22 protein-coding genes are annotated in these 26,513 nt (G+C 73.7%); 9 read left to right on the top strand and 13 right to left on the bottom strand.

The window, feature by feature from the left end:
* Window positions 1-57: 57 nt before the first annotated feature.
* The 3 genes from AUC44_RS04125 to AUC44_RS04135 form a co-directional block, all read right to left on the bottom strand.
* Window positions 58-3,018, bottom strand: coding sequence for a hypothetical protein (locus tag AUC44_RS04125; protein WP_062157513.1), 2,961 nt, complete (start codon window positions 3,016-3,018; stop codon window positions 58-60).
* 75 nt (window positions 3,019-3,093) lie between these two features.
* Window positions 3,094-4,410: a sensor histidine kinase gene (locus AUC44_RS04130; protein ID WP_062157514.1), complete on the bottom strand. Its 1,317-nt coding sequence runs from the start codon at window positions 4,408-4,410 to the stop codon at window positions 3,094-3,096.
* Complete coding sequence (locus AUC44_RS04135; protein WP_062157515.1) at window positions 4,407-5,090, bottom strand: response regulator transcription factor; 684 nt, start codon at window positions 5,088-5,090, stop codon at window positions 4,407-4,409. The genes AUC44_RS04130 and AUC44_RS04135 overlap by 4 nt, the downstream gene beginning before the upstream one ends.
* Window positions 5,091-5,255: 165 nt before the next feature.
* Here AUC44_RS04135 and AUC44_RS04140 point away from each other — a divergent pair, with 165 nt between their 5' ends.
* The 6 genes from AUC44_RS04140 to AUC44_RS04165 are packed head-to-tail and all read left to right on the top strand — an operon-like array spanning window position 5,256 to window position 11,724.
* Window positions 5,256-6,611, top strand: coding sequence for a TolC family protein (locus tag AUC44_RS04140; protein ID WP_062157516.1), 1,356 nt, complete (start codon window positions 5,256-5,258; stop codon window positions 6,609-6,611).
* On the top strand, window positions 6,608-7,651 hold the full coding sequence (locus tag AUC44_RS04145) for a TolC family protein (protein ID WP_062157517.1): 1,044 nt from the start codon (window positions 6,608-6,610) through the stop codon (window positions 7,649-7,651). The genes AUC44_RS04140 and AUC44_RS04145 overlap by 4 nt, the downstream gene beginning before the upstream one ends.
* Window positions 7,648-9,024 carry an efflux RND transporter periplasmic adaptor subunit gene (locus AUC44_RS04150; protein WP_062157518.1) on the top strand — a complete coding sequence of 459 codons (1,377 nt, stop codon included), beginning with the start codon at window positions 7,648-7,650 and terminating at the stop codon, window positions 9,022-9,024. Before AUC44_RS04145 ends, AUC44_RS04150 begins: the two co-directional genes overlap by 4 nt.
* Entirely contained in the window at window positions 9,021-9,779 is a 759-nt protein-coding gene (locus tag AUC44_RS04155; protein WP_062157519.1) for an ABC transporter ATP-binding protein, read from the top strand. Before AUC44_RS04150 ends, AUC44_RS04155 begins: the two co-directional genes overlap by 4 nt.
* Window positions 9,776-11,104: an ABC transporter permease gene (locus AUC44_RS04160; protein WP_082688941.1), complete on the top strand. Its 1,329-nt coding sequence runs from the start codon at window positions 9,776-9,778 to the stop codon at window positions 11,102-11,104. Before AUC44_RS04155 ends, AUC44_RS04160 begins: the two co-directional genes overlap by 4 nt.
* A 14-nt stretch (window positions 11,105-11,118) precedes the next feature.
* Window positions 11,119-11,724, top strand: coding sequence for a hypothetical protein (locus AUC44_RS04165; RefSeq protein ID WP_062157520.1), 606 nt, complete (start codon window positions 11,119-11,121; stop codon window positions 11,722-11,724).
* Between the two features lie 26 nt (window positions 11,725-11,750).
* Here the strand turns inward: AUC44_RS04165 and AUC44_RS04170 are convergent, their stop codons facing one another.
* The 3 genes from AUC44_RS04170 to AUC44_RS04180 all read right to left on the bottom strand — a co-directional run bounded on the left by AUC44_RS04170 (window position 11,751) and on the right by AUC44_RS04180 (window position 16,993).
* A complete protein-coding gene (locus AUC44_RS04170; RefSeq protein ID WP_157445160.1) occupies window positions 11,751-13,358 on the bottom strand; it encodes an HD domain-containing phosphohydrolase in 1,608 nt (535 codons plus the stop codon).
* A gap of 178 nt (window positions 13,359-13,536) precedes the next feature.
* Window positions 13,537-15,054, bottom strand: a complete 1,518-nt coding sequence (guaA, locus tag AUC44_RS04175) for a glutamine-hydrolyzing GMP synthase (RefSeq protein ID WP_062157522.1) — start codon at window positions 15,052-15,054, stop codon at window positions 13,537-13,539.
* Window positions 15,055-15,139: 85 nt separating this feature from the next.
* A complete protein-coding gene (locus AUC44_RS04180; protein WP_157445161.1) occupies window positions 15,140-16,993 on the bottom strand; it encodes a hypothetical protein in 1,854 nt (617 codons plus the stop codon).
* Between the two features lie 110 nt (window positions 16,994-17,103).
* Here AUC44_RS04180 and AUC44_RS04185 point away from each other — a divergent pair, with 110 nt between their 5' ends.
* Genes AUC44_RS04185 through AUC44_RS04195 form a run of 3 tightly spaced genes read left to right on the top strand, consistent with a single transcriptional unit; the run spans window position 17,104 to window position 19,457 of the window.
* On the top strand, window positions 17,104-18,153 hold the full coding sequence (locus tag AUC44_RS04185; RefSeq protein ID WP_062157524.1) for an Mrp/NBP35 family ATP-binding protein: 1,050 nt from the start codon (window positions 17,104-17,106) through the stop codon (window positions 18,151-18,153).
* 52 nt (window positions 18,154-18,205) lie between these two features.
* Window positions 18,206-18,850 carry a helix-turn-helix transcriptional regulator gene (locus AUC44_RS04190; RefSeq protein ID WP_062157525.1) on the top strand — a complete coding sequence of 215 codons (645 nt, stop codon included), beginning with the start codon at window positions 18,206-18,208 and terminating at the stop codon, window positions 18,848-18,850.
* A 4-nt stretch (window positions 18,851-18,854) separates the two neighbouring features.
* Window positions 18,855-19,457, top strand: coding sequence for a 2'-5' RNA ligase family protein (locus tag AUC44_RS04195; protein WP_082688942.1), 603 nt, complete (start codon window positions 18,855-18,857; stop codon window positions 19,455-19,457).
* Window positions 19,458-19,584: 127 nt separating this feature from the next.
* Here AUC44_RS04195 and AUC44_RS04200 read toward each other — a convergent pair whose 3' ends face one another.
* The 7 genes from AUC44_RS04200 to AUC44_RS04230 form a co-directional block, all read right to left on the bottom strand.
* Window positions 19,585-20,676: a bifunctional 3-deoxy-7-phosphoheptulonate synthase/chorismate mutase gene (locus tag AUC44_RS04200; protein ID WP_062157526.1), complete on the bottom strand. Its 1,092-nt coding sequence runs from the start codon at window positions 20,674-20,676 to the stop codon at window positions 19,585-19,587.
* A 100-nt stretch (window positions 20,677-20,776) separates the two neighbouring features.
* On the bottom strand, window positions 20,777-21,187 hold the full coding sequence (locus AUC44_RS04205) for a globin domain-containing protein (RefSeq protein WP_062157527.1): 411 nt from the start codon (window positions 21,185-21,187) through the stop codon (window positions 20,777-20,779).
* Window positions 21,188-21,262: 75 nt separating this feature from the next.
* A complete protein-coding gene (locus AUC44_RS04210; RefSeq protein ID WP_062157528.1) occupies window positions 21,263-21,820 on the bottom strand; it encodes a hypothetical protein in 558 nt (185 codons plus the stop codon).
* Window positions 21,821-21,951: 131 nt separating this feature from the next.
* Entirely contained in the window at window positions 21,952-22,743 is a 792-nt protein-coding gene (locus tag AUC44_RS04215; protein WP_062157529.1) for an ABC transporter permease, read from the bottom strand.
* Between the two features lie 31 nt (window positions 22,744-22,774).
* Complete coding sequence (locus tag AUC44_RS04220) at window positions 22,775-23,713, bottom strand: ABC transporter ATP-binding protein (protein ID WP_062157530.1); 939 nt, start codon at window positions 23,711-23,713, stop codon at window positions 22,775-22,777.
* Between the two features lie 109 nt (window positions 23,714-23,822).
* A complete protein-coding gene (locus AUC44_RS04225) occupies window positions 23,823-25,265 on the bottom strand; it encodes a superoxide dismutase family protein (protein ID WP_062157531.1) in 1,443 nt (480 codons plus the stop codon).
* 1 nt (window position 25,266) lies between these two features.
* Window positions 25,267-26,505 carry a PQQ-dependent sugar dehydrogenase gene (locus AUC44_RS04230; protein WP_062157532.1) on the bottom strand — a complete coding sequence of 413 codons (1,239 nt, stop codon included), beginning with the start codon at window positions 26,503-26,505 and terminating at the stop codon, window positions 25,267-25,269.
* Window positions 26,506-26,513: the final 8 nt, after the last annotated feature.

Genomic DNA, 26,513 nt, shown 5'->3' on the forward strand with positions numbered 1-26,513 from the left:
CCTGACGCTGACCGGCGCGCGGGACACCGGCCTTCCGCGCCGGGTCCCCCGGCCCGGTCAGGCGGCGGGCCCGGGCTGAGGGACCCGGCCCGCGCCGCTGTCCTCCTCCTGGCCCTCCTGACCCTCGCCCGCATCCGGGCGCGGCGCCCGCACCGCCAGCAGCAGCAGCGCCAGTCCGGTCACCAGGACCGCCAGTCCGGTCGCCACGCGCGGCAACTCGTACAGGCGCGCGTCGAGCAGCGCGGCCTTCACGCCGGCCGCCGCCCCGACGCCCACCCCCATGTCCCACAGGGGCCGCGCGCCGCCCCGGCCCACCCCGCCCCAGCGCCAGGCGCCCAGCGCCACCAGCACCCCGGTGATCAGCGCCCCCAGGCTGCCCAGCGTGCCCAGCGGGCCGTCCAGCCTCAGCCCGGCTGACGCGGGGAACAGCAGCCACAGCGCACTGACGCCCAGGGCCACTCCACCCCCGAGCAGCGGCGCCCGCCACACGCGCGCGGGCAGGGGAGGCAGGGAGGCCGCTGGGGGCGTCCAGCGCGTCCAGAGTCGGCGTCCGGTGGGCGTGTGCAGCAGCGCCCACCCGGCCAGGAGCGCCAGGGCGGCCAGCGGCAGCGCGAACCAGCTGGCCGCCACGTCGGTCCCCCTCCCGGGGTCGGCCGCGCGGCTCAGCAGGCCGCTCAGGACCGCGGCGCCGACCACCCCGGCCCCGACCGCCAGGGCCGAGCGGGACAGCGTGGCCGCGCGGCGCAGGTTCAGGCGATGCCCCGCTACCGCCAGGGCCGCCAGCGCCAGCCCCACGCTGGAGACGCCGTCCAGGCCGAGCCACAGCCCCAGGGTGAAGAGCAGCAGCCCCGTCCCGGCCCACGCGGCCTGCTGGGACGCGGGCGCCAGCGGCAGGGCTGGCCGAGGCTGGGCCGGGGGCGCCGCCTCGCGGCCCGGCGTGCCGTCGCGCGGGGCCCGCCCCGTCGGGGACGGGTCCGCGCGGGAGGCGAGCAGGGCCAGCAGGCTGCCGGTCAGGGCCGCCAGCCCCAGCGTCCCCCCGGTCACGCCGGGCGGCAGGCCCGCCCCCCAGGTCCAGGTGCCCAGTGCCAGCAGCACGGTGCTGCCCAGGACTGCCAGCTGCGCCCCGGCCCGCAGCGGCGTCAGCGGCGCGCCGCCCGCACCGGAGGTGAGGCGGCCACGCGTGGCGGCTTCGGCCCACAGGGCCGCGCCGAGCAGCAGGATCGTCCCGGCCGCTTCCAGCGCGCCGCCCAGCGCGAACACCGTCGCCGCGAGGCCCAGTCCCAGCGACTGCGCCTGCGCCTCGGGCGCCCAGCCCCGGTGCCCCAGGCGCCCTGCGAGCCCCCACCCACCCAGGAGGGCCGCCACGGTCGCCCAGACCAGCGCCGGGCCCGGCACGAGGCCGCTGGCCGTCAGCGCCGCCGCGACCAGCGCGCTCAGGGCCGTCAGGGCCACCCCCACGCGCGCCCAGGTGCGGCTGCGGGCCGCGAGACCCACCGCGCCCAGCGCGAGGCCCAGCCCGGTGAACGCCAGCGGCCGGCTGCGGGCCCCCAGCGCGCCCAGCAGCGCGGCAGCGGCCAGGGAGGTGGTGCCGGCCGTCGCGCCGCCCGCCACCGCACCCGCCACGTCGGCCGCCGTGGGGTGGCCCGAGGCCAGCTGCGCGCGCTGCGTGCGCCACGCCCAGCCGCTCAGGGCCACGCCGGCCGCGCACAGCACCAGCAGGCCGGGCAGCGCGTTCAGATTCAGCTGCGCGCCGCCGCCTAGCGCCGCCGCCGCGACGAGCAGGGGTGTGGAGGCGGCCAGCGCCGCGCCCAGCAGCAGGGCCGGCGGCGCCGCAGCGCCGTCCTGGCTCGTGGCCCCGGTGTCCCGGGGAAGGGGGAACCGCGCGCCCCAGCGCAGCAGCGCGGCGGCGCTCCCGCACGCCAGCAGGGTGCCCGCCACCCACGCCCACGGCCCCGGACCGGTCAGGTGCAGCGCCCCGGGCAGGGTCAGGGGCCCGGGCACGTGCGCCAGGGCCGCCACGAACTGCCCGGCGGGCAGGCCGGCCGCTATCAGGAGGGTCAGGACCAGACTGGACGCCCGGGGCAGGCCGGGCGCCACCTGTCCGGGGTCCGGGGCGTCGGCTGCCAGACCGCGCAGCAGCGCCGGGACGGCCAGCGCGGGAATCAGGCCGCTGAGCCCCATCACCAGCGGCGCCCACGCGCCGAGGTCGTCGCCCAGCATCCAGCTCGACACCGCCGCGCCGGCCCCCGCCATGGCGGCCAGCAGCGGCTCGCCCGCCTGCACGCTGCGCCGCGCCATGAGCGCCGACAGCAGCAGGAGCCCGGCCATCACGGCGCCCGGGCCCGCCGCGCCCAGGTGCTGCGCCAGCCCGCCCAGGCCCAGCGCCGCCGCCGCGTACCCCAGGCCGCGCAGCGCGCCCGCCACCGGCTGCGGCACGCCGCGCGCCGTCCACCACAGCAGCGCCGCGAAGGCGTACACCGCCGCCAGGGTCGTCCAGCCGGGCAGCGCCAGCGACCGCAGCGTCCACGCCAGCCCGGCGATCACCAGGCCGCCCCCGATCACGCTCATGCGGGCGCGGCTGAAGGCCGGCGCGCCCAGATCCACCCCTGCCAGCCAGCGCCGCCGGGGCGGACGCGGCGGCGGGTCGTCCGGCCAGACGGGGGGCGCGGCCAGTTCCGCCGGCGCCGCCCGTACCGCCCGTGCCGCGTCCACCGGGTCAGGCCACTGGCCCCCCGGATGCAGGGGCGTGACCGGTCCGGGGGCTGCCGGCGAGGCGGGCGCGGCCCACTGGGGGGCCGGCGGGGAGAGGTCCGGCCGGGGGACCGCTGCCACCGGCGGTGCCGGGGCCACTCCAGCCGCAGCCGGCTCCAGGGCAGCCGCCTCCGGGGCAGGAGGCGCGGCCCGCCGCAGGGCGTCCAGCCGCCGGAGCGCCTCGTCCAGCTTGCGCTCTGTCCGGACGCTGCGCGCGACCAGCACGATCAGCAGCGTCCCGAAAAGCAGTTCGGTCAGGAGGGCCATGCCGGCAGCATAGGCGAGGGGAGCGCCCGGTCCTGCGGCACATGCCGCCCTGGCAGCGCCCCGCTCCGGCGGGGTTCAGGTCAGCGGGCCGGGCAGGGTGACCGTGAAGTGCGCGCCGCCCAGGCCCCGGGACGCCGCCAGGGCCGCCTGCCCGCCGTGCGCGGCGGCCAGGGCGCGCACGATGGCGAGGCCCAGGCCGCTGCCGCCGGTGTCGCGAGAGCGGCTGGCGTCCAGGCGGGTGAAGCGCGTGAAGACCGCCTCGCGGCTGCCCTCGGGGATGCCGGGGCCGTCGTCCTCGACGTGCAGCAGCACCTGCGCGCCGCGGGCCTCCACCCGCACCTGCACGCGGCTGCGGGCGTGCCGCAGGGCGTTGTCCACGAGGTTCGTGGTGATCTGCCGCACGCGGTCCGGGTCGGCGTGGGTGGGCGCGGCCTGGGCCTGCACGCTGAGGGTCAGGCCGCGCGCCGCGGCGCGGTCCTGCAGGGCCTGCACGACCTCGCGCCCCAGCGCGCCCAGGTCGAGGGGTTGCGGGTCGAGGGCCAGCCGCCCGGCGTCCGCGAGGGTCAGGGTGCGCAGGTCCCCCACCAGCCGCGTGAGCAGCTGCGTCTGCGTGCTCAGCAGCGCGATCTGCTCGGTGGTCAGCGGGTACACGCCGTCTTCCAGCGCGTCCAGCCGGGCCTGGATGACGGCGATCGGTGTGCGCAGTTCGTGCGCGATGTCCGCCACCGCCTGCTGCCGCTCGCGCTCGAGCGCCTGGAGGTTCTCGGCCATGTCGTTGAAGGCGTGCGCCAGCGCCGCGATCTCCCGCTCGCCGCCCAGCACGGGGGCGCGGGCACTCAGGTCGCCGCTGGCGAGCCGCGCCGCCGCGCCGGACACCGCCGAGACCGGGCGCGCCACCCGCCGCGAGATCAGGAACGCCAGCAGCGCCGACACGGCGGCCGCCACCACGCCCACCTGCAGCAGGCTGCGCTGCACGTCGTCGAGGAAGTCCTGCGCGCGGTTGCGCGGCGGCAGCTTGCCGCCGTCGACCCACAGGTTGCGGGGGCGCTTGCCGTTCGTGACGACGGCGTCGTCCCCGCTGGCCTGCTTCACCACGCCGCTCACGTCGGGACTGCTCTCGAAGGGCTCCAGGTACGTGTCGGCCGCCGTGCCGGTGCGGATCACGGGCAGCGGGGGGGTCGGGGCGACCAGTTCGCCGCGCAGCGCCGCCGCCTGCTGCTCGCGCAGGAGCTGCCGCACGCCGCTCGGCAGCCGCTCGAACTCGCGTTTGACGACCAGATTCGAGAAATAGAAGGTGCTGCCCACCGCCACGCCCACCACGAGCAGCATCGCCAGCAGCAGCGTCACGGCCAGCGGCTGGCCGCGCCGCAGTCCCGGTGGGCGGGGCGTCATCCGGCGGCCTCCAGCCGGTAGCCGACGCCGCGCACCGTGTGCAGCAGCCCGCCGGCGCGCGCGGCGTCCAGCTTGCGGCGCACGCTGGCGAGGTGGGCGTCCACCACGCGTTCCAGCGCGTCGCTGTCCGGCAGGGCCGCCGCGAGCAGTTCCTCGCGGGTGTACGCGCGGCCCGGCGCCTCGGCCAGCTGCGACAGCAGGCGGAACTCGGCGGGCGTGAGACTCAGGGGCTCGCCGTGCACGCGCGCCACGACCGCGCGCCGGTCCACCTCCAGCGGCCCGACCCGCAGGGGCCGCTCGGTGTCCTCGAGCAGGGCGGTGGCGCGGCGCAGCACGGCCTTCACGCGCGCCATCACCTCGCGCGGGCGGAACGGTTTGACCACGTAGTCGTCCGCGCCGAGTTCCAAGCCCACGATCTGGTCGGTCTCCTCGGCGCGGGCGGTCACGAGGATCACGGGCGTGCCGCCCTCGGCCCGGACGGTCTTCAGGACGTCCAGGCCGCTGCGGCCCGGCAGCATCACGTCGAGCAGGATCAGGTCCGGGCTGGCGGCGCGGTAGGCGCTCAGGGCGGCGAGGCCGTCGGCGGCGCGCTCGGTGCGGTAGCCCTCCTGGCGGGCGTACGCTTCCAGCACCTCCGCCAGCTGCGGTTCGTCCTCGACGATCAGGATCAGGGCACTCATGGCATGAGCGTACGCGACCGGCGTGAAGGTCGCGCGAACGTCCCCGCCGGCGCCCGGGCCCCTGCGGCCTGGAGAAACCGCCTCCTGGCGGGAAACGGGGCGTCTTCGACAAATCTTCACGGAGGCTGCGCGGAGTCTTGACCCCACCCGCGCAGGCTGACCGGTATGAGACGCCCCCCACCGCCCCGCCTGCTCACGCTGGCCCTGCTGCTCGGTGCCGCCCAGGCGCAGACCACGCCACCCGACCTCACCCTGGAGCAGGCGTACGCGCAGCTGGCCCAGGCGCCCGGCGTCACCCGCGCCGCGCTGAGCGTGCAGGTGGCGCAGCAGAACCTCCAGGCGGCGCGCGCCGCGCTGGGCCTGACCGTCAGTGTCAACGGGAGCGCCAGCTACGCCGGGCCGACGACCACCACCGCCAGCGACGGCACGAGCGCCGCTGTGAATGGCAGCCTGTCCGGCACGGCGGGCGCGAACGTCAGCCTGGGCCTGCTGCCCTGGTCGGGGGCGCAGAGCAGCCTGCGGGCGTCCGAACGCAGCCTCGCGCTGGCCCAGGCGACCCTGCGCGACGCGAACCTGAGCACCCGGCTGAACGTCGCGCAGGCGTACTTCTCGGCGGTACTCGCCACGCATGACATCACGCTGGCGGGCCGCACGCTGGAGCTGCGCCAGCGGCAGCTGACGGTCGCGCAGACGCAGCAGGCTGCTGGCAACGCCACCGCCGAGACCGTCCTCGGGGCCCAGAGCGCCGTGCAGATCGCGCAGAACAGCCTGACGCAGGCGCAGGCCAGCCTGGACAGCGCCCGCCGCACCCTGGACGCCACGCTGGGCACCGCCCTGGGCGGCGTGACCTTCAGCACCCGGCCGGACGACACCCTGACCCTGCCCGACCTGAGCGCCCTGGTCACCCGCGCCCGTGCGGGCAGCAGCGACGTGATCAGCGCGCAGAACGCCCTGGCGAGCGCGCAGGAGAGCCTGGAGGCCGACCAGCGCGACGCCCGCCTGCCCGACCTGACCGCCAGCGTCGGCTACGGCGGCGGTTCGGCCGGGACGGTCAGCGCCACGCTGAACGTCAAGCAGGGCACCCTGGGCGGCAGCTACAGCCTCCCGCTGGGCGACCGCGCGAGCAGCAGCGGCAACCGCCTGACCGCCAGCGTCAGCGGGTCGTACGTCGTGTACTCACCCGCCCAGCAGGCCGCGCTGAGCGCCGCGCAGGCGGGCGTCACGCAGGCGGGGCTGTCCCTGACCGTCGCGCAGCAGAACGCCGAACTGGACGTCCGCAGCCGTTACGTGACCGTGCAGACCAACCTGAACGCCGTGCAGACCCGCGCCGCGCAGGTGCAGGCCGCGCAATTGGCCGTGCAGACCGCCCAGGCCCGCCTGGACGCCGGGACCGGCACCGCCGACGACCTCGCCGCCGCCACGCTCAGCCTCGCGCAGGCGGAGCGGGACCTGCTGTCGGCCCGCATCACCGCCCAGCTCAGCCTGACCCAGCTTCTCAACGCCGCCGGAGGCCCCCAATGACCCACGCCCGCCGTTTCCTCACCCTCAGCCTGGGGCTGGCGCTCGCCGCGCCCGCCGCACACGCCCAGACCGCCCTGAGTGCGGGCAGCGCCGTCACCGCCGCGCTGAACACCAGCAGCGACGTCAAGACCTCCCAGGCGAACCTCGACAAGGCCCAGGCCGCCAGCCGCGCCGCGCAGGCCGACCCCAGCACCCTGGTCGCCGCGAAACTGAATGCCGCGAACGCCGAGACCCTCGCCCAGGCCGGCCTGCGCGGCGCGAAACTCAGCGCCCTCCAGAGCGCCATCGGCGCGTACACCGCCCTGCTCGAAGCGCAGGAGAACGTCGAACTCCAGACCCTCCAGGTGCAGGTGGACACCAAGGGCGTGCAGGTCGCGCAGGTGAAGCTCGGCATCGGGAACGCCACCACCCTGGACGTCACGAACGCGCAGAACACCCTGGCCGCCAGCACCCAGACCCTCGCCGACGCCCGCGCGCAGATGAACCTCGCCGCCGCGAAACTCGGCACCCTGACCGGCCTGGGGGGCGGCGTCCGTGCGGGCAGCGCCATCACCGCCCCCAAACTGAGCGCCACACTGGGGGCCCTCCAGGGCGGCCTGGGGACTCTCAGCAGCCTGATCAGCGCCGCGAACGACGTCGCCAGCGCCACACTGAACGTGAAACTCGCCGACAACGACTTCACGCCCACCCGGACCCTCCAGGACGCCAAAACCGCCCTGGCGAACGCGCAGCGCAGCCAGGACAGCGCCCAGAAGGCCGCGGGGCAGACCCTCGCCAGCGCGTACCAGGCCGCGCAGAACGCCTCCGAACTCCTGCAGGTCGCCCTGAACCGCGAGGCCGCCGCGCAGAAGACCTACACGCAGGACAGCGCCCGCCTGAAAAGTGGCACGATCAGCGCCGTCGAACTCCAGGCCACCCAGCTGACCCTCAAGAAAGCCCAGTACAGCCGCCTGCAGGCGCAGAACAACGTCACCGAGGCCCTCGCGGCCCTGTCGGTCGCCGCCGGGCAGAACCTCACCGGCATCGGAGGCGCGCTGTGACCACTGCTGCCGCCCGGCCCGCCGCGCCGCGCCGCCGCTGGCCGTGGGTGGTGAGCGGCCTGCTGCTCGTCGCCGCCGTGACCGGCGGGATCGTGTACACCCGCAGTCACAGCGCCCAGACCCCTGCCGTCACCGCCACGACCACCACCAGCCGCGCGCAGCCGGGCGTCGTCCGGGTGTCGGTCAGCGGCCCCGGCACGCTGGAAGCCGCGCAGACCCGCACGGTCGGGGCCGACCTGACCGCCACGGTGGGTGCCGTGCCCGCCGTGGGCGAACGAGTCACGAAAGGCCAGCTGATCACCACGCTGAGCAGCGACAGCGTCGAGCAGAACGTCCAGACGGCCCAGCTGAACCTCGACAAGGCGCGCGCCAGCCTGGACGCTGCGCGGGCCAGTCAGGCCAGCAGCGCCGCGCAGCGCGCCAGCAGCGTCGTCAGCGCCCGGGGCAGCGTCACGCAGGCCGAGCAGAGCCTCGCCGACGCGCAGCGCACCCTCAGCGGCCAGCAGCAGCTCGCGGCCATCGGCGCGCTCAGCGCTTCCGCACTGGCCGACGCGCAGTCCGCCGTCACCAAGGCGCAGCAGAGCGTGGACAGTGCCCGCGCCAGCCTGAGCAGCGCCCTGACCCAGCAGCAGACCGGCGCGAGCACCGACGCGCAGAACCTCCGCAGTCAGGCGCTCGCCGTGCAGCAGGCGCAGGACGCCCTGGACGCCGCCGCGCAGGACCGCACCGACCTGAAGGTGTACGCCCCGATGGGCGGCGTGGTCAGCACCGTCACCGCCACCGAGGGCGCCGTCGTCACCAGCGGCGCCAGCATCCTGACCCTGATCGACGACACCACCCTGAACCTCCCCGTGCAGATCGACGAGACCGAGATCGCCGGCGTGAAGGCCGGGCAGCGTGCCGACGTGACCCTCGACGCCTTCGACGGGCAGACCTTCAGCGGCAAGGTCGTGCGCGTCTCGCCCGGCGCCACCCAGAGCAGCGGCATCAGCGTCTTCACCGCCACCGTGCAGCTCGCCAACCCCGACGGGCAGCTGCGCGCCGGGATGACCGCCGAGGCCGAGATCGTCCAGAGCGAGGCCCAGGGCCTCCTCGTGCCCAGCAAGGCCGTGCAGACCGTGCGGGGCCGCAGCTACGTGCAGACCCCCGCCGCGGCCGGCGCCGAACCCGAACGGGTGCGCGTGCAGACCGGCGCGACCGACGGCACGAACACCATCGTCACGGATGGCCTGAGTGCCGGGCAGGAGGTCGTCGTGCCCGGCGCAGCCCGCCGCGCGGGCACCTCCGGCACCGGCAGCCAGGGCGGCGGCCAGACCAATCGCCAGGGCGGCTTCGGAGGCCCCCCCGGCGGCTTCCCCGGGGGCGCTCCATGACCACGCCGCAGGTCACCCCGGTCGTCCCCGCGCCCAGCCTCGCCCCGGCGGTCGTGGACCTGCGCGCCGTGCGCAAGGTGTACGCGCAGGGCGACGTGATCTTCGAGGCCCTCCGGGGCGTGGACGTGCAGATCATGCCCGGCGAGATGGTCGCCCTGATGGGCCCGTCGGGCAGCGGCAAGACCACCCTGATGCAGATCATCGGCCTGCTCGACCGGCCCAGCGACGGGGCATACCGGCTGGGCGGGCGCGACGTCACCACCCTGAGCGAGAACGAACGTGCCGGCGCCCGCAACCTGGAGATCGGCTTCGTGTTCCAGGCCTTCCACCTGCTGCCCCGCCTGAACCTCGTGGAGAACGTCGAGGTGCCCCTCACGTACGCCGGGGTGCCGCCGCGCGAGCGGCGCGAGCGGGCCATGCAGGTCCTGGCGCGCGTGGGGCTGGCCGACAAGGCCCGCAACCTCCCCAGCCAGATCAGCGGCGGGCAGAAACAACGCGTCGCGGTCGCCCGCGCCCTGGCCGGACAGCCCCGTCTGTTGCTGGCGGACGAACCCACCGGGAACCTCGACACCCGCACCAGCGAGGAGGTCATGGGGCTGTTCAGCGACCTGCACGCCGAGGGCACCACCGTCGTCCTGGTCACGCACGAGGACGACATCGGGGCGTACGCCGGGCGGGTCATCCGCGTGCGCGACGGCCTGATCGAGAGTGACCGCCGCCAGACGCCCCGGCGTGGCCTGGGGGGCCACCCGTGACCGCAGGTCCCCTCCCGCAGACCGGCGCGGCCGCCCCGACCCCCGCCGCCGTCCCCCGGCGCGGCGGGATCGGCCTGGGCGGCGCGTTCACCATCGCGTGGCGCGCCATCATCGGCACGCCGCTGCGCTCGGTCCTGACCGCGCTGGGCGTCATCATCGGCGTGGCCGCCGTGGTCGCCCTGACCGCCATCGGGCAGGGCAGCACCGCCGGGGTCACGAAGAACCTCGAGAGTCTCGGCACCAACCTCCTGACCGTGCAGAGCGCCCGGGGCGGAGGCGGCGGGAGCCTCGTGCGCGCCGGGCCCCGCCAGACCATCACGGTCGCGGACGCCGAGGCGCTGACCACCGCCTTCCCGGACCGGGTGGCGGGCGTCGCGCCCAGCGTGAACAGCAACCTGCAGGCCAAGGTCGGCACGAACAACGCCCAGGTCAGTGTCGTCGGCACCTGGCCCGCCTACGAGACGGTGCGCAACATCCCCGTCGAGACCGGCGCGTACTTCACCGATGCGGACGTCAGCGGGCGCAAGCGCGTCGCCGTGATCGGCCACCAGACCCTGCTCGACCTGTTCGGCGACGGCACCGAGGGCAGCGCCCAGCCCGATCAGGCCCTCGGGCAGAAGGTCCGGCTGGGCAGCGTCACCTTCACCGTCAGCGGCGTCCTGCCCGACAAGGGCAACAGCGGCTTCGGGAACGCCAACAGCCAAGTCCTCATTCCCCTCAGCACCTACCTGCAACGCTTCTCCCGCACGAACAGCGCGGGGGGGCAACCCACCGTCAGCACCGTCTACCTCCAGGCCACCGACGCGAAGGACCTGACAGGGCTCCAGACCGACGTCACCGACCTGCTCATGACCCGCCATGACCTGAGCGACCCGGACAGCCTGGACTTCCAGGTGCAGAACCAGGCGGACAGCCTCGCCAGCCTGAACTCCATCACGAACACCCTCACGCTGTTCGTCGGCGCCATTGCGGGCATCAGCCTGCTCGTCGGCGGCATCGGGATCATGAACATCATGCTCGTCTCGGTCACCGAACGCACCCGCGAGATCGGCGTGCGCAAGGCCCTCGGCGCCCGGCCCCGCGACATCCTCACGCAGTTCCTCGTGGAGGCCAGCCTGCTCTCCATCGGCGGCGGCGTGATCGGCATGCTCCTCGGCGTGGCCCTGGCCTTCGGCGGGAAGGCCCTGAACATCACGCCCGTCTTCAGTTTGCCCCCCATGCTGATCGCCTTCGCGTTCAGTGCCCTCGTGGGCGTGTTCTTCGGGTACTACCCCGCCGCCCGCGCCGCCCGCCTCGACCCCGTCGACTCCCTCCGGTACGAGTAACAGGAGCCCCCACCATGACCAAGCTCACCCGCGCCGCCCAGCTGCTCCCCGCCCTCACCCTCGCCCTGCTCGGCGCCGTCAATGCGCAGACCGGCACCCAGCGGCAGATGACGCCCGAGATGCAGGCCCGCATGAAAGCCATGCAGCCCGTTCTGGACCTCGCGCAGACCGTGCGCCTTCTGCCCGACCTGGAGAAGAACAAGGCCACCGCCCTGACCAAGGCGCAGGCCGGGCAGCTCCTGCCGATCCTGACCGCCATCCAGAAGGCCAGCAGCGTGCAGCCGAACGACGCGAAGAAGTACCTCACGCAGATCGAGGACAGGATCCTGACCGACAGGCAACTCACGGCGCTCGACAGCCTGATGCTGAAAGCCGAGCAGGAGCGCGAGGCGCGCCGCACCCAGGGGTCTCAGGGCGGCGGACAGGCGCAGCGCGTGCCCGGGCTGCCCGGCGGTCTGGGCGGTGTCCTCGGCGGACAGGGCCAGCGCCCCGGCGGCGCCGGGCAGGCCCCGGCAGGGCAGAGTGGTCAGGGCGGCCAGCCGGGCACCTTCAACCCCTTCAAGCAGGGCCGCGCCGCCGGGCAGCTCGGCGCGTACATCAAGGTCCTCCAGAAGAAGTAAGGCCGCCGGGCAGCGGCCCACCCGGGTCAGCCGCCCAGCAGGCCGTCGTCCTGCAACACGGTCAGGAAGGCCTGCACCACCACCGGATCGAGTTTCTTCCCGGCCTGTTCCCGCAGCTCATCCGCCGCCGCCTGCACCGACCAGGCCAGCTTGTAGGGCCGCGCGCTGATCAGGGCGTCGAACACGTCCGCGACACTGAAAATGCGGGCCAGCAGCGGAATGTCCGTGCCCGACAGGCCGTCGGGGTAGCCGCTGCCGTCCCAGCGTTCATGGTGATGCCGCACCACCTCGCGCACCTCGCGCGGAATGAACACCTCCTCGCGCAGCAGCTGATCGCCCACCTCCACGTGCTCTTGGATGGACAGGCGTTCCCCCCGGGTCAGCGGGCCGGATTTGCGCAGGATCCGGTCCTCCACCCCGATCTTCCCGATGTCGTGCAGGTAGGCGCCCCAGCGCAGGTGCTGCACCTGCGCTTCGCTCAGGCCCAGCTGCCGGCCCAGGCGAACCGCCAGGGTCGTGACCCGGTCCGTGTGCCCGAAGGTGTCCCCGTCCCGGCTTTCCAGCAGCCGGCCCAGGGTGTGCAGCGCCGCCTCCCGCGTGGCGTGCAGGTGCTCGACGGTGGCCGCACGGTCGAGCGCCTGACTGATCCGGTGCGCCACCGTGTCCAGCAGCGAGACCAGGGACGCCGAGACCGGCACCTGCTGCGTCAGGTGCAGCAGCGTCACCACCCCCACCACCTGACCGTCCAGGCGCAGCGGCGCGGCCAGCCCGGTCAGGACGTGAGGTGCGTCCGCCCGGCGCGCCGACCACGCCTGATAGTCACTGGCAACCTGCGTGCGGCCGGTCCGGAGCACCTCGCCGATCAGGCCGCTGGGGGCCGGCGCGGCGTCCAGCACCCGGCGGGTCGCGGCCTGCCCCTCGGGGTGCCCCGCCAGCACCGACAGCTGAACCTGCCCCTGGCCGTCGAGCATGACCACCGTGCCGACCGTGAAGCCCGAGAGCTCCAGCAGGGTCTGCAGCGCCCGCTGACCGATCTCCTGCGGGGTGGTCAGGTCGGCCAGTTCCGCCGAGAGCTGCGCCAGCTGCTCGAACTGCCGCGCGGCCCGCTGCGCGTCCTCCAGGGCGCGCGCGCGCGCGTAGGCCACGCTGGCCGCCTGCCCCAGCAGGGTCAGGGCCTGCGCCTCGCCGCTGCCGAACTGCGCGTCCTGCGCCAGGCGGTTGACCGAGAGCACACCCAGCAGCTGCCCGTCCGGGTCGAGCAGCGGCACGCCCAGGTACGTGTGCGGCAGCGGTCGGCCCGAGACGTACACCGTCTGCGGGTCGTGATCCGTGCGGGAAATCAGGGTGGCCTGACCGGACTGCACGACCCGCCACGCCAGCCCCTGCCCGCGCGGCAGGTGCACGCCCAGCGCGGCGTCCTGATGCTCGCCGGCAGCCGCGACGATCTCCAGTTCGTCGGTGTCCGGCCGGTACAGCAGCGTCAGGGCGGTGCTGGCCCCGGTGATCTCCAGCGCCAGCTGCGCGCAGCGCGTGAACATGTCGCCGCTGGACTGCGCGAGCAGCACCAGCGCCTGCGCTTCCAGGGCCGGACGCAGCGTTTCCGGCAGGGCAGGACGCAGCGGATCGCGGGTCATGCGGTCCGCCGGTCGGGAGGTGCGCGCCGGGCGCTGCCCCGGCGACACGGGGGTGACATGCCCCTACGCTAGCGCGGCGCGCCCGGCCCGCACCACTCCCCCCCGGCTGGACACCTGAATGCAGGCGCCCCCCGCAGCAGGGGTGCGGGGGGCGGCGGGCCTCAGGACGCGGCCAGGGTCATTCCCACTCGATGGTGGCGGGCGGCTTGCCCGTGATGTCGTACACCACGCGGTTGATCTCGTGCACCTGGTTCACGATGCGGTTACTCATGGTCGCCAGGAACTCGTACGGCAGGCGCGCCCACTCGGCGGTCATGAAGTCGTCGGTGGTCACGGCCCGCAGCGCCGCCGTGTACGAGTAGGTGCGCTCGTCGCCCATCACGCCGACCGACTGGATGGGCGTGAGGATCGCCAGCGCCTGCGAGCAGCCGTCATACAGCCCGAACTCGCGCAGGCCGCTGATGAAGATGTCGTCCACGCGGCGCAGGATGTCCAGTTTCTCCTCGCTGATCGCGCCCAGGCAGCGGATCGCCAGCCCCGGTCCCGGGAAGGGGTGACGCATGCGGATGTGGTCGGGCAGGCCCAGCAGGCGCGCGATCTCACGGACCTCGTCCTTGAACAGCGTCCGGAACGGCTCGACCAGCTTGAACGCTAGGTCGTCGGGCAGGCCGCCCACGTTGTGGTGGCTCTTGATGTTCGCGGCGCCCTCGCCCCCGGCGGACTCGATCACGTCCGGGTAGAGGGTGCCCTGCGCCAGGAAGTCGAAGGGACCGTACGCGCGGGCCTCGCGTTCGAAGGCGCGGATGAACTCCCGGCCGATGATCTTGCGCTTCTGCTCGGGGTCGGACACGCCGTCCAGCGCGGCCATGAACTCCGCGCGGGCGTCCACCGTCACGAGGTTCACGCCCAGCGGTTTCAGGGCCGCCTCGACCTGCTCGCGCTCGCCCAGGCGCAGCAGGCCGTGGTCGATGAACACCGCCGTCAGCTTCTCCCCGACCGCCCTGGCGAGCAGCAGGCCCAGCGTGCTGGAATCCACGCCGCCGCTGATCGCCAGCAGCACCCGTCCGTCCCCGACCTGGGTGCGCACGTCCGCGATCAGCTCATCGATGATGTGCTCGGCGGTCCAGTCGCGCGTCACGCCGCAGATCTCCAGGAAATTCGCCAGCAGCTGCCCGCCCTTGGGCGTGTGCACGACTTCCGGGTGGAACTGCACGCCGTAGCGGCGCGTCTGGCGGTTCTCGATCGCGGTGACCGGGGTGTCCGCGGTCTGCGCGACGACCTCATACCCGGCCGGGAGCTGCGTGACCGAGTCGCTGTGGCTCATCCAGGCCACGAACTCACCCTGGATGCCCTCGAACAGCTGCCCGCCGTAACTGGTCAGGTCGGCCTTGCCGTACTCGCGCTTCCCGGCGCGCTTCACGTCCCCGCCCGCCTGCTGCGCGAGGTACTGCATGCCGTAACACACGCCCAGCACCGGTACGTCCAGATCCAGCACGCCCGGCGCGGGCTTCGGGGCCGCCTCGTCGTAGACGCTGCTGGGCCCGCCCGACAGCACGATCCCCTGCGGCTTCTCCTGCAGGATGCGCTCCAGGGGCGCGCTGCCGGGCAGGATCACGCTGTACGCCCCGAGTTCACGGAAGCGGCGCGCGATCAGACGCGTGAATTGACTGCCAAAATCCAGAATAACGACGCTCATCGCCCCCGATTCTGTCACGCGGCCGGGCGGCGGGCGTCCCGGCGGGGCAGACGTACCCGGCCCGGCCACCCGCGGCCGGGGCGCGTCAGTTGTCGAGGTCGATGGTGACGGGCTGCGCGCGCGGCACGGTCACGGTCATGCTGCCCGGCGCGTACCCGTCCACCACCACCCGCACGCGGTAGGTGCCGGCCACCGGGAAGCGCACCTGCCCCGGCGCGGTGCCCAGCGCGGCCCCCGGCGCGAGGTTCGCGGCCTTCGGCGCCTGCTCCACCGACAGGCGCGCGGTCAGGCCCGCCGCCCCCCGCAGCGTGAAGCGTACCGTCTGCACCTGGGACCGGGCTGGCGCCTCAGGCGTGGCGGAAGCCCCTGCTCCGCCGGACGCCGCACCCGGAGCGGAAGCCTGCGACACACTGGCGGGCGTCACCGGACCGGCCCCACGGGCGGGCACGAGCCGCGTGAGGAGCAGCGCCGTCCCCACGAACGCGGCGGCCAGCACCACCCAGAACAGCACGCGCCAGCGCAGCGGCCGGCGGGTGCCGGCCGGGCGGCCCGGGGCCTCACGCACCACACGCCAGGAATCGTCCTCGTCCCAGCCGATGCGGATGGGCTCGCCCACCCGACGCCGCGCCGGTAGCGTGCCGCTGAGCGGGGGGGACGCGGCGTCCGCGCCAGGGTCCACCCCGGTATCTGGGGGCTGCGGCGCGCGGCGCAGCGAGGCGGGCAGGCGCTCGACCTCGCGCAGGTGCAGGCCCGGGTGCGGGGCGGGCGCTGAAGGCTCCGCCTGCCATTCCGGCAGGTCGTCCAGCCCGTCAAAGCCGATCTGGAGCGGTGCGGGCACGGCGGCCGGCTGGGTGCGGGCCGGCTGGGTGCGGGCTGGCGGCGCGTCGGCCAGGCGTTTCAGGCGGCGCTCGGCGGCGGCCTGGGCGTCCCGCTCGGTCTGCTCGCGCCGGGCCTCGTGCTCACGGCGGCGGCGCTCCTGCGGCGAGAGCTTCCCGCCTGCCGGGGCCGGAGGTGCGGGAGCCAGGGTCACGGGCACTGGTGGCGTGGTGCCGCCGGGTGCGGCCTCGGGCTCGCCCAGCACGATGGGGGTGCCGTCGTGCGCGGGGAGCGGCTCCGGCTGAGGCGGCAGTGCCCCGGGGCGGTCGTCCCCGCTGAGGGCAGCTGGGCTCACCCCGGGCGCCGGGGAAGCCGGGACGGCTGGTGCAGAGGCCCCGGGCGTCAGGGCCACGTCTGGCGTGGGGCCCGGCTGCGGCCCCCGGCGGCGGCCAGCGCGCGTGCCGGCTGGGGCCGCCGGAGCGGGGGGAGCGACTGGCGCCGTGAGCGCAGCCGGGCCCGGTTCGGGCGTGGGCCCGTCGCCCCGGGTATCCACCGGCGAGACGGCCGGAGCGGGTCGCGCGGCCGGGGCGGGAACGCTCAGCAGCCGCAGCGCCGCGCGCGCGTCGAGTTGTCCGGGCGCCTCCAGCAGGGGCCGCAGGGCGTCCGGCACGCCCCCCATCTCGTGCAGGATCACCGCCAGGGCGTACAGGTCGTCCTGCGGGCGGGCCTCGCCGCCCCAGGGCAGGCCCGCCCCGGCCAGCCGGACCTCGCCGTCCACGCTCCACAGCTGCGAGGCGCTCAGGCCGCCGTGCACCACGCCCCGGTCGTGCAGCGCCGCCAGCGCCGCCAGCGCCCCGCGCGCCGTCAGCTCCGGGTCCTGCGCGGGGCGCGCCTGCAGGGGCAGCTCGGTTACCATGAGCGCCTCGGTGCCCACCTGGAAGCAGTCGGCGGGACGCAGCACATGGGGATGCTCCGGCAGGTCCGGCACGGGCAGCGGGTCCGGCAGGGCGTGCAGGAGCACGGGCATGCCGGTCAGGCGATCCGTGGCCCGCAACGTCCGCACCGGACTGTTCGTCCGGCCCGGCAGGTCACGCGCGGCCACATAGGGGCCAAGGGGCTTCACGGCCCGCAGTATAGGCCGCGCGGTACGGGCCGCACGCAGACGTGACCGGGGGGGGCAGTGTGAGCGCGTGGCTTGCCGCGCCCTGCGCTTTGCGCTACTAATTGCGGGATATGCGTGACGCCCTGATGGCCGCCCTGAGCACCGTGAACGACCCGGAACTCCACCGGGATCTCGTGTCACTGGGCATGATCGAGCACGCCAGCGTGGACGCGGGTGTGGCGCACGTGAAGGTGAACCTCACGACCCCGGCCTGCCCCCTGAAGGGCCAGATCGAGCATGACGTGCGCGCCGCCGCGCTGACCGTGCCCGGCGTGCAGGAGGCCGTGATCACCTTCGGCGCGATGGTCCGCGCCGCCGCGCAGCCCGCCCTGCCCGGCGTGAAACACGTCCTGCTGGTCGGCAGCGGCAAGGGCGGCGTGGGCAAGAGCAGCGTCGCCGTGAACCTCGCCGCGAGCCTCGCCATGGACGGCGCGCGGGTCGGGCTGCTCGACGCGGACGTGTACGGTCCCAGCGTGGCGCACATGCTCGGCCAGAGCGGCGCGAAGGTCACAGCGAACGAGGAGCGCAAGATGCGCCCCCTGGACGCCCACGGCGTGCGCTTCATCTCCATGGCGAACCTCTCCCCGGCCGGGCAGGCGCTGGTGTGGCGTGGGCCGATGCTGCACTCCGCCATCCAGCAGTTCCTGAAAGACGCCGCGTGGGGCGACTTGGACTACCTGATCGTGGACCTGCCCCCGGGCACCGGCGACGTGCAGCTGTCCCTGACGCAGACCATCCAGGTGACGGGCGCCGTGATCGTCACCACCCCGCAGGACGTGGCCCTGATCGACGCCACGCGCGCGCTGGACATGTTCCGCAAGGCCAGCGTGCCCGTGCTCGGCGTCATCGAGAACATGAGCTACTTCGTGGCGCCCGACACCGGCGTCACGTACGACATCTTCGGCCGGGGCGGCAGCCGCAAGCTGGGCGACCACACCCCCCTGGGCGAGATCCCGCTGGAGGTCAGCGTGCGCCAGGACGCCGACGCCGGCACGCCCGCCGTGCTGGCCCACCCGGACAGCCCGGCCGCCTTGGCGCTGCGGCAGGCCGCCCGCGCGCTGGCCGGGCAGGTCAGCGTCCGCACCCTCGCGCACCTGCCCGATCAGCTGACCGTCGTATGACCGTGCCGGTCGCCCCACCGCCAGACCCGCGCGCCCGCCGCTGGGGCCGCCCGTGAGCGCCGCGACCCTCGCCCCGGCCGGTGCCGAGCGCACGAAGACCCGCCTGCTGGAACTCGTCAAGCGGCACGGTCCGCAGACCGCGCAGGACCTCGCGCAGCGGCTGGACGTCAGCGTGCCCGCCGCCCGGCGGCACCTGAGCGACCTGCAGGAACAGGGGTTGCTGGAGTCCCGCACCGAGCGGCCGGGCGGTCGCGGGCGGCCCCAGCACGTCTTCGCGCTGACCGACCGGGGCGAGGCGGCCTTCCCGAAAACCTACTCCAGCCTGTGCGTGGACGTCCTGCGCCACATCGAGGGCCTGTTCGGCGGCGACGCGCTGCTGAAGGTGCTCGACGCGCGCAACGCCGAGATCGCCGAGCGGCTGCGCGCTGACCTGCCCGCCGAGCTGCCGCTGGGTGAGCGGGTGCAGGCCCTGGTGGGCCGCCTGAACGAGTACGGCTTCGACGCCACCGCCGAGCAGGACGAGCAGGGCGGGTGGGTGTTCACGCAGCGCAACTGCCCGAACCTGACCGTCGCGCGGCAGTACGCGCAGCTGTGCAGCGCCGAGATCACGCTGTACACGGACCTGCTGGGCGTGCCGGTCGCCCGCGACACCCGCATCGCCTGCGGGCAGGCCTGCTGCCGCTACCGGGTCGGGTAGGCGCATGGGTCTGTTCCTGCCCACGCTGGACGACGCGCCCAGCCCGCTGTACTCCATCGTGGCGTGGCCGCCCGAGGCGCTCGACAGCTGGCTGCGCCGCCTCCAGGATCGCCTGAACGTGCGCGGCTTCGGGCTGCCGCACCTGAATGTCCGGGCGCCCTTCCAGACCCCGCTGCGCAGCGCCGAACTCGTGGCGGTCTGCCGCGACGTGCTGCGCGGCCAGCCCGCCTTCGACGTCCAGGTGCGCGGCTGGAAGCAGCTGCCCGGCGTGATCTTCCTGGAATGCGAGCTGAGCCCGGACCTGCGCGCCCTGCATGACCGCACCCTGAGCATCGAACCCAGCAGCCGCGCCCGCTACGACGGCCCGGAGTACCGCCCGCACCTGACGCTGGCGCTGGGCGTCCTGAAGTGGGCCGAGCCGATCCTGTGGGAGGAGATCCAGCACCTCACGCCGCCGGTCACGCACTTCCGGGTGGAGGCGCTGAGCCTGACCAGGGAGCACCGGGGCGAGGTGCAGGAACTGCACACCTTCCCGCTGCTGGAAACAGGGGCCGACCCGGAACCGGTCGGGTCCACACCGCCCAGCGCGGCGCCCGCGCCCAGCTGAGCGGCGCCCGGCCCGACCTGCACGACGTGCACGGAGACCCGCCGCACTCCTGGGAGGGTCCGGCACGGGGCGCAACAGGTGGCCGCCTCCAGGGTATGGAGGCGGCCACCTGTGCGAGGGGGGAGGCTTACACGCGGGCGGGCTGGCGCAGCAGGCTGCTCAGGGACTCGCTGAACTTGTCGTACCCGGCGAAGTCCAGCTGCTGCTCGTTGTCGCTCAGGGCGGTGGCGGGGCTGGGGTGCACCTCCACGTGGATGCCGTCCGCACCGACCGCGAGGGCCGCCTTGGCGAGCGGGATCAGCAGGTCGCGGCGCCCGGCGGCGTGCGTGACGTCCACGATGACCGGCAGGTGCGTCTCCTGCTTGGCGAGCGCCACGGCCGACAGGTCGAGGGTGTTGCGGGTCCACTTCTCGTACGTGCGGATGCCGCGCTCGCAGAGGATCACCTCGTTGTTGCCCTCGGAGAGGATGTACTCGGCGGCGTACAGCCACTCCTCGATGGTGGCGCTCAGGCCGCGCTTGAGGAGCACCGGGCGGCGCGAGCGGCCCACCTCGCGCAGCAGCGCGAAGTTGTGCATGTTGCGCGCGCCCACCTGCAGGATGTCGGCGTGCTCCGCGACGATCTCCACGTCACGGGTGTCCATGACCTCGGTCACGAACAGCATGCCGTGCTCCTTGGCGACGCGGCTGCCCAGAATCAGGCCGTCCACGCCCATGCCCTGGAAGCCGTAGGGGCTGGTGCGGGGCTTGTACGCGCCGCCGCGCAGGATCTTCACGCCCTTGGCCGCCAGGAACGCGGCCGTCTGCTCCATCTGCTCCTCGCTCTCGATCGAGCAGGGCCCGGCCACGATGATGGGCGGGGCGTCCCCACCGATGCGCACGCCGTCGATGTCGAGCACGGTGTCCTCGCTCTTGACCTTGCGGGAGACGAGCAGCTGCTTCTTGTCGTTGCTCTCTTCCAGGTCCAGGCTGGCCTTGAAGATCTCCTTGAAGATCGCCTTCACGGCCGCGCTCGTGAACGGGCCCTGGTTCAGGGATTCGATCTCCTTGAGCTGCTTGTCCTCGCGGGCCGGGTCGTAGTGGTTCGGGCGGCCTTCCTGGGTCTTGGCGTGCCCGATCTGCGCGACGACCTCGCCGCGTTTGGAGAGCAGGGTGAGCAGGTCACGGTTGATCTGGTCGACCTCGGCGCGGAGGTCCTCGATGCTGCGCTGGTGGGTCATGCTGCGCAGTGTAGGAAAGCCCTGCAACCCCCGCCCCCACCCTGCTAGTCAATTGCCAGGAGTTGTCCAACCCGAAGTCAGTTCACAGATTCCCTCCGGGTCAGGAGGCGGGGTGGTCCTGCGCGTTCACCATGTGCACCGCCACGCGCGACAGCGCCGCGTACAGTTCCCGCGCGTCGTCCGCGCCGATCTGCGGCGTGTCGCGCAGGGCCGCGTTCATGCAGGCCAGCCACGCCCGCGCGCGCGCCGGGGTGATCTCGAACGGCAGGTGCCGCGCCCGCAGCCGCGGGTGGCCGTAGCGTTCGTGGTACAGCGGCGGGCCGCCCAGGAAGCCGGTCGGGAACGCCAGCTGCTTCTCGGCGGTGACCGCCAGGTCGTCCGGGAAGATCGGCGTGAGCTGCGGGTCCTGCGCCACGTGCGCGTAGAACCGCGTGACGAGGACCGCCAGCGCGTCCGGACCGATCCGGTCGTACAGGCTGCCGCCCGCGTTCAGGGAGATGGGAGCCGTCATGCGCGCAGGCTAGAGCATGGGCGCCCGACGGAATGTCCGCCGCCCGGCGACCGGGTGGCGGACGGGGCGGGGGCGTTACTTCTTCAGCGTGGCGCCCGCAGGCAGGATATAGATCGTCTCCAGGCCCCACGGCTGGGGCTTGGCCGGGAACTGCGCCGCGCGCCACACGACGTAGTTCCCGATCTCCGGGGCTTTCAGGACCGTCGTCTTGTACGGCGCGTCGGGCCACTGCACCCCGGCGGGGGCGTCGGCGTCCGCCACGGCGAGCAGCCCGCCGTGTCCCAGGACGTCGGCCAGTTTCGCCGTCGGGGCGTACCCGTCACGGCACCAGAACATCACCTGCGCGCCCTGCGCGGCCAGTTCGGCCACATTCGGGATGCGCGCCTTCAGGAACGCGTCGAGATCGTAGGCCTGCACGCGCAGGTCGCGTTTGTACAGGTAATCGGCGGGAATCGTGACCGTCTCGGCCGGGACGCCCGAGGCGCGCAGGCTGACCGGGGTGACGTTCGCGCGGGCGAGCGCGGCGACCTTGAACACCGCGAGCTGCTGCGCTTTCGGCTGCACGGTCGCGGCGTGCGCGGCGGGGATGACGGCGGACAGGGCCAGGGTGAGGAACAGAGCAGGATGACGCATATCGGAAGACCTCCTTGGGTGGCCCGCTGGAACAGGCGCAGGCACTGTAGCGCGGCGCGCCGTCCGCTGCTGCCACAGCTGAGGGGCACCCGATCCGGCCGGGCGCCCCTCGTCTGCCGCGTGGCGACGCGTTACACGTCGCGCCGGTCGAAGGCCAGGATGCTCAGCAGGCCGAAGCCCGCCGTGTAGATCAGCAGCAGGATCAGGTCCTTGCCGATGCTGCCCTGCTGGCTGCGCATGAACAGGTCGAAGTAGGAGGTGAGCAGGATGGGCTGCACCGCCTGCGGCAGCACCACGAACAGCCGCATGACGATCAGCGTGGCGAAGGTCGCCAGCGCGGCGGCGGCCGTGTTCAGGTACAGGATGCCGAACAGCAGGGCCAGCGCGGCAATCGGCATCAGCGACACCCCGGCCAGCAGCGTGCCGCGCAGCACCTCCAGGAACGCGGCCTGACTGCTGAGCACCCCCACCCCGACCAGGTTCGCGGCGTCGAAACCGGTGCCGCCGTTGAAGGTCCCGAAGCCCAGCGGCAGGCCCGCGATCAGGGAACCCAGCAGGGTCGTGAACAGCAGCACGAAGGGGTAGGTGACGGCCACGATCAGCTTGCTGAGAATCACCCGGGTGCGGTCGACCGGGCGCAGCAGCAGCGGCGCCAGGGTGCCGTGCGCCACCTCGGCCCCGATCATCTCGGCGGCCATCACGGCGATGAACAGCGGCAGCAGGAACTGGATGCTCATGAAGATGCTGATGAAGGGCAGTTGCCAGCCGCTGACCAGATCGGCGGCCTGGCCGGGCGTGAACAGCTGATCCAGGCGCGGCGCGAACGTCCACAACAGCGGCAGCAGCAGCGTGACCAGCAGGGCCAGCCGGACGCTGCGCGCCCCGAACAGCTTGCGGAATTCCAGGTTGAGCAGGGTCAGCATGCGTGACCCCCGGTCGGCAGGGTGCTGGTCATCAGGCTTGCTCCACGCGTTCGCGGTAGTACTCGTACAGGTCGAAGTGATCCGGGCTGGCCTCGAAGACCCGGATGCCCTCGCTGTGCAGGTGGGCGAGCGCGTCGGGCACCCGGGACTCGCCGCCCAGGTGCGCGATCGCGTAGGGGGTGCGGGTGCTCACGCGCCGCACGAAGGGCAGGCGTTCGAGGACGGCGGCCGCGCCGACCGGGTCGTCCACCCGGAAGCGGTAGGCCGCCTGCCGCGAGCGCAGATCCACGGTGTCCACCAGCCGCCCGCCGGTCAGGATGCCGACCGTGTGGGCGTAGGTGGCGATCTCGCGCAGGTGGTGGGTGCTGAGCACGACCGCGCAGCCGCTGGTCGCGAGACTGGTCACGATCCGGTGGATCAGCCCGATGCCCAGGGGGTCGAGGCCGCTGGTCGGTTCATCCAGGATGAGCACCTTCGGTTCGGCCAGGATGGCGCTCGCCACCCCCAGGCGCTGCCGCTGGCCCAGCGAGTACTCCCCGACGCGGCGATCGGCCATGCGGGTCAGTTCGAGCAGCGCCAGCACCTCGCGGATCCGGTCGCGGCCGATCTTGCGGCCGCCCGGCGCCATGGCGGACAGGTTCGCGTGAATCTGGAGGTTCTGGGTGCCCGTGAACTGCGGGTAGAACTTGGCCGGGGCCTCCACCACCGCCCCCAGGTACGCGCGGGCGCGCTGCCCGTCGGCGTGGACGTCGCGGCCCAGCAGGCGGACGTCCCCGGCGGACGGAAAGGCGAGGCCGGTCACGGTGCGGATCAGGCTGGTCTTGCCGGCGCCGTTCGGGCCGGTCAGGGCGTAGACCTCTCCGGACGTGACGGTCAGGTTCACGTCCTCCAGGACGGTGGTGGCACCGTAGGACTTGTGCAGCCCCCGGACCTCGATGGCCGGAACGGCTGGCGCTGCTTGCTTGGTCACCCGCACAGCGTACCGTACGGGCCGTCAGCACTTCCTTACAATCCTCACCCGGCAGCGGCGGGGGTCGGCGGCCATACGTGCCAGCCGACCTCCAGCCGGGGTGCCGGGTTTAGAATTTCTTGAATCGGGTCAGCTTGAACGGCGTTTCGGGCGTGCCGCCCTGCAGTTTGTCGAGCTGGCCCTGCGCGACGATCAGATCGCCGCCGATCGCCGCGAGGGTGGTGGGGAAGCGCAGGCCCATCAGGGGTTCCTCGGCCACGACCTGCCCGGCAGTGTAGTCGGCGTTCAGGGCGACCTTCGTGATCACCTGTTCGGCGTTGCGCACCACGTACAGCGTCCGCCCGTCGAGCAGCAGCCCGTCACCGCGGGTCAGGCCGCCCATGACGCGCCGCACGGCCTTCGTGCGCAGGTCGATGCGCCACAGGTCGCCGGTGTTCAGCTGCACGGTCAGCAGCGCCCGCCCGTCCGGGGTGGCCACGATCCCGTTCAGGTTGATGCCCGGCGCGTAACGGATGGGTGTGCCGTCAAGGTCCAGCCAGGCGCTGAGTTTCAGGTCGGGCGTGACCCGGAAAATCACGGGGCGGCTGGAATCCGTCACGTACACGTTCCCGTCCGGCGCGGGCGTCAGGTCGTTCACGTACGCGTTCGGGGACTTCGGGGTGTTCAGGATCGCGACCGGGAAGCCGTCGGGGCGCAGGACGCTGACGGTACCGCTCGCGCCGCCCGCCGCCCACACGCGGCCCTGCGCGTCCACCTTCAGGCCCAGCGCCGTGGCGCGGCCCTGGCCGCCGCCCTCGGCGAACTTCGATACGGCGCCGCTGGCGAGGTTCACGGCGTAGATCGTGCCGCTGGCCGCGCTGCCCGTGTAGGCCACGCCGCGCGCCGCATCGACGGCGACCCCTTCGGGGAAGTCCTGCGGGCCGGGCAGCGGGTAGTCGCGCACGCTGAAGCTCTCACGTGTGATCACGCCGCAGCGTTCCCGCGCGCCCGTCATGCCGGCCGGGTCACTCCGGTAGTCGTCCGGCTGGGCGTGGATGACCAGCGAGCGGTTCAGGACGCCGGCCATACCGCTCAGGCTGAGTTTCATGGTGGTGAAGCTCGCCTGGCCGGTGCCGTCCGCGCCGACGGTCAGCATCGGGAGGTCCCCGCCGTGCCCGGCGCGGTTGTCGGTCTGGGGGCTGTCATGGTTGCGGCTCATGCCGGGATCGAAGTGCCCGCCCGCCCCGCCGAACGGCACGACCGTGTTCGTCGCGGCGTCCACGCCTGGGGTGCAGCGCCCGAACTCATGCACGTGCATGCCGTGCTGACCGGGTGTCAGGCCGCTCACGCGCACGCGGACAGTCACGCCCGCGCCCTGCTGCTCGAAGGTGGCGGTGCCCAGCACCTGCCCGGCAGCGTCGCGCAGGGCGGCCGTGGCCCGCAGCGGCGTGGAAGCCGGAGCAGCGGCCGGCGCCATGGGCATGCCAGCCCCCCCCGCGAGGCCCACGCTGCCCAGCAGTGCGCCGCCCAGTGCCGCGCCACCCAGAAGCCCTGCCGTGATCAGATGCCGCATGTCAGTTTCCTCCCGTGTACATCACGCGGTAGATGACGCCGCTCTGGTCGTCGGTGAACAGCAGGCTGCCGTCGGTGTACGTGGCGACCCCCGCCACCCGCCCGAACTGCTTCCAGACGTCGCCGTCCTGGAAGACGAAGCCGGTCACGAAGGGCTCGATGGACTGCGGGCGGTTCTGCGCGTCGAACACCACGCGGGCGATCTCGTAGCCGCTGGGTTCGGTGCGGTTCCACGAGCCGCGGTAGGCGATGAACGCGTCGTTGCGGTAGTCGGCGGGGAACTGCGTGCCGGTGTAGTAGTTCATGGCGATGGCCGCCGCGTGCGCCGTGTAGTTCAGGACGCTGCCCTGCGTCCCCGCGCAGTACTCGGCCTTGGTGATCTTCCCGGGGATGTTCCCCACGTTCACGTACGGGTCGGGCTGCCGGTCGCCGTAGCAGAAGGGCCAGCCGTAGTTCTTCCCGCGCTGAATGACGTTGATCTCCTCGGGGGGGATGTTGTCGCCGTGCCAGTCGCTGCCCTGGTCCGCGCCGTACAGCACGCCGCTCAGGGGGTGCCAGCCGAAGCCGATGGTGTGACGCAGGCCGCGTGCGTACACCTCGCGGGTCTTGCCGTCGGGGCTGATGCGCAGCAGGGTGGCCTCCTCGGGGTTGGGGGTAGGCGCGTCGTTGTTCGTCGAGCCGAAGCTGGCGTACAGGAATCCGTCGGGGCCCCATTTCAGGCTGCGGGCCGGGTGCTGTCCGGCGTCCGGGAAGCCGTCGGCGAACACGCGCGGCACGCTGAGCGACCCGTCGCGCGCCATGTCCATGACCCAGATGGTCTTCTCGCCCACCACGTACAGCCGGCCGTCCTTCACGTCCATGCCGTGCGCCAGCTTCATGTTCTGCGCCACCTGCCGCCGCTCGGCCGCGCTGATCAGGCCGTCACGGTCGGTGTCCTTGAGGTACCACACGTCCCCCTGGGCGCGGCGCGACAGGTAGATGCCGCCGTCGGGCATGACGTGCAGCATGCGGGCGTTGCCCAGCCCGGTCGCCATGACCTTCAGGGTGAACCCGGCGGGGACGGTCAGGCGCGCGAGCTTGTCGGCCGTGAATTCCAGCGGCGTGGGTTCGTTGCGGGTCGCGGTGACGGTGACGGGCGGCTCGCCCGGCGAGATGGGCCGGGGGGTGGGGGGGGCGGTCTGCGCCGTGGCGGCCGCGCTCAGCAGCGCGGCGAGGCCCAGCAGGTGGGTCAGGGTCTTCATGGGTGACC

The organism is Deinococcus actinosclerus, from assembly GCF_001507665.1.
Classification (GTDB): domain Bacteria; phylum Deinococcota; class Deinococci; order Deinococcales; family Deinococcaceae; genus Deinococcus; species Deinococcus actinosclerus.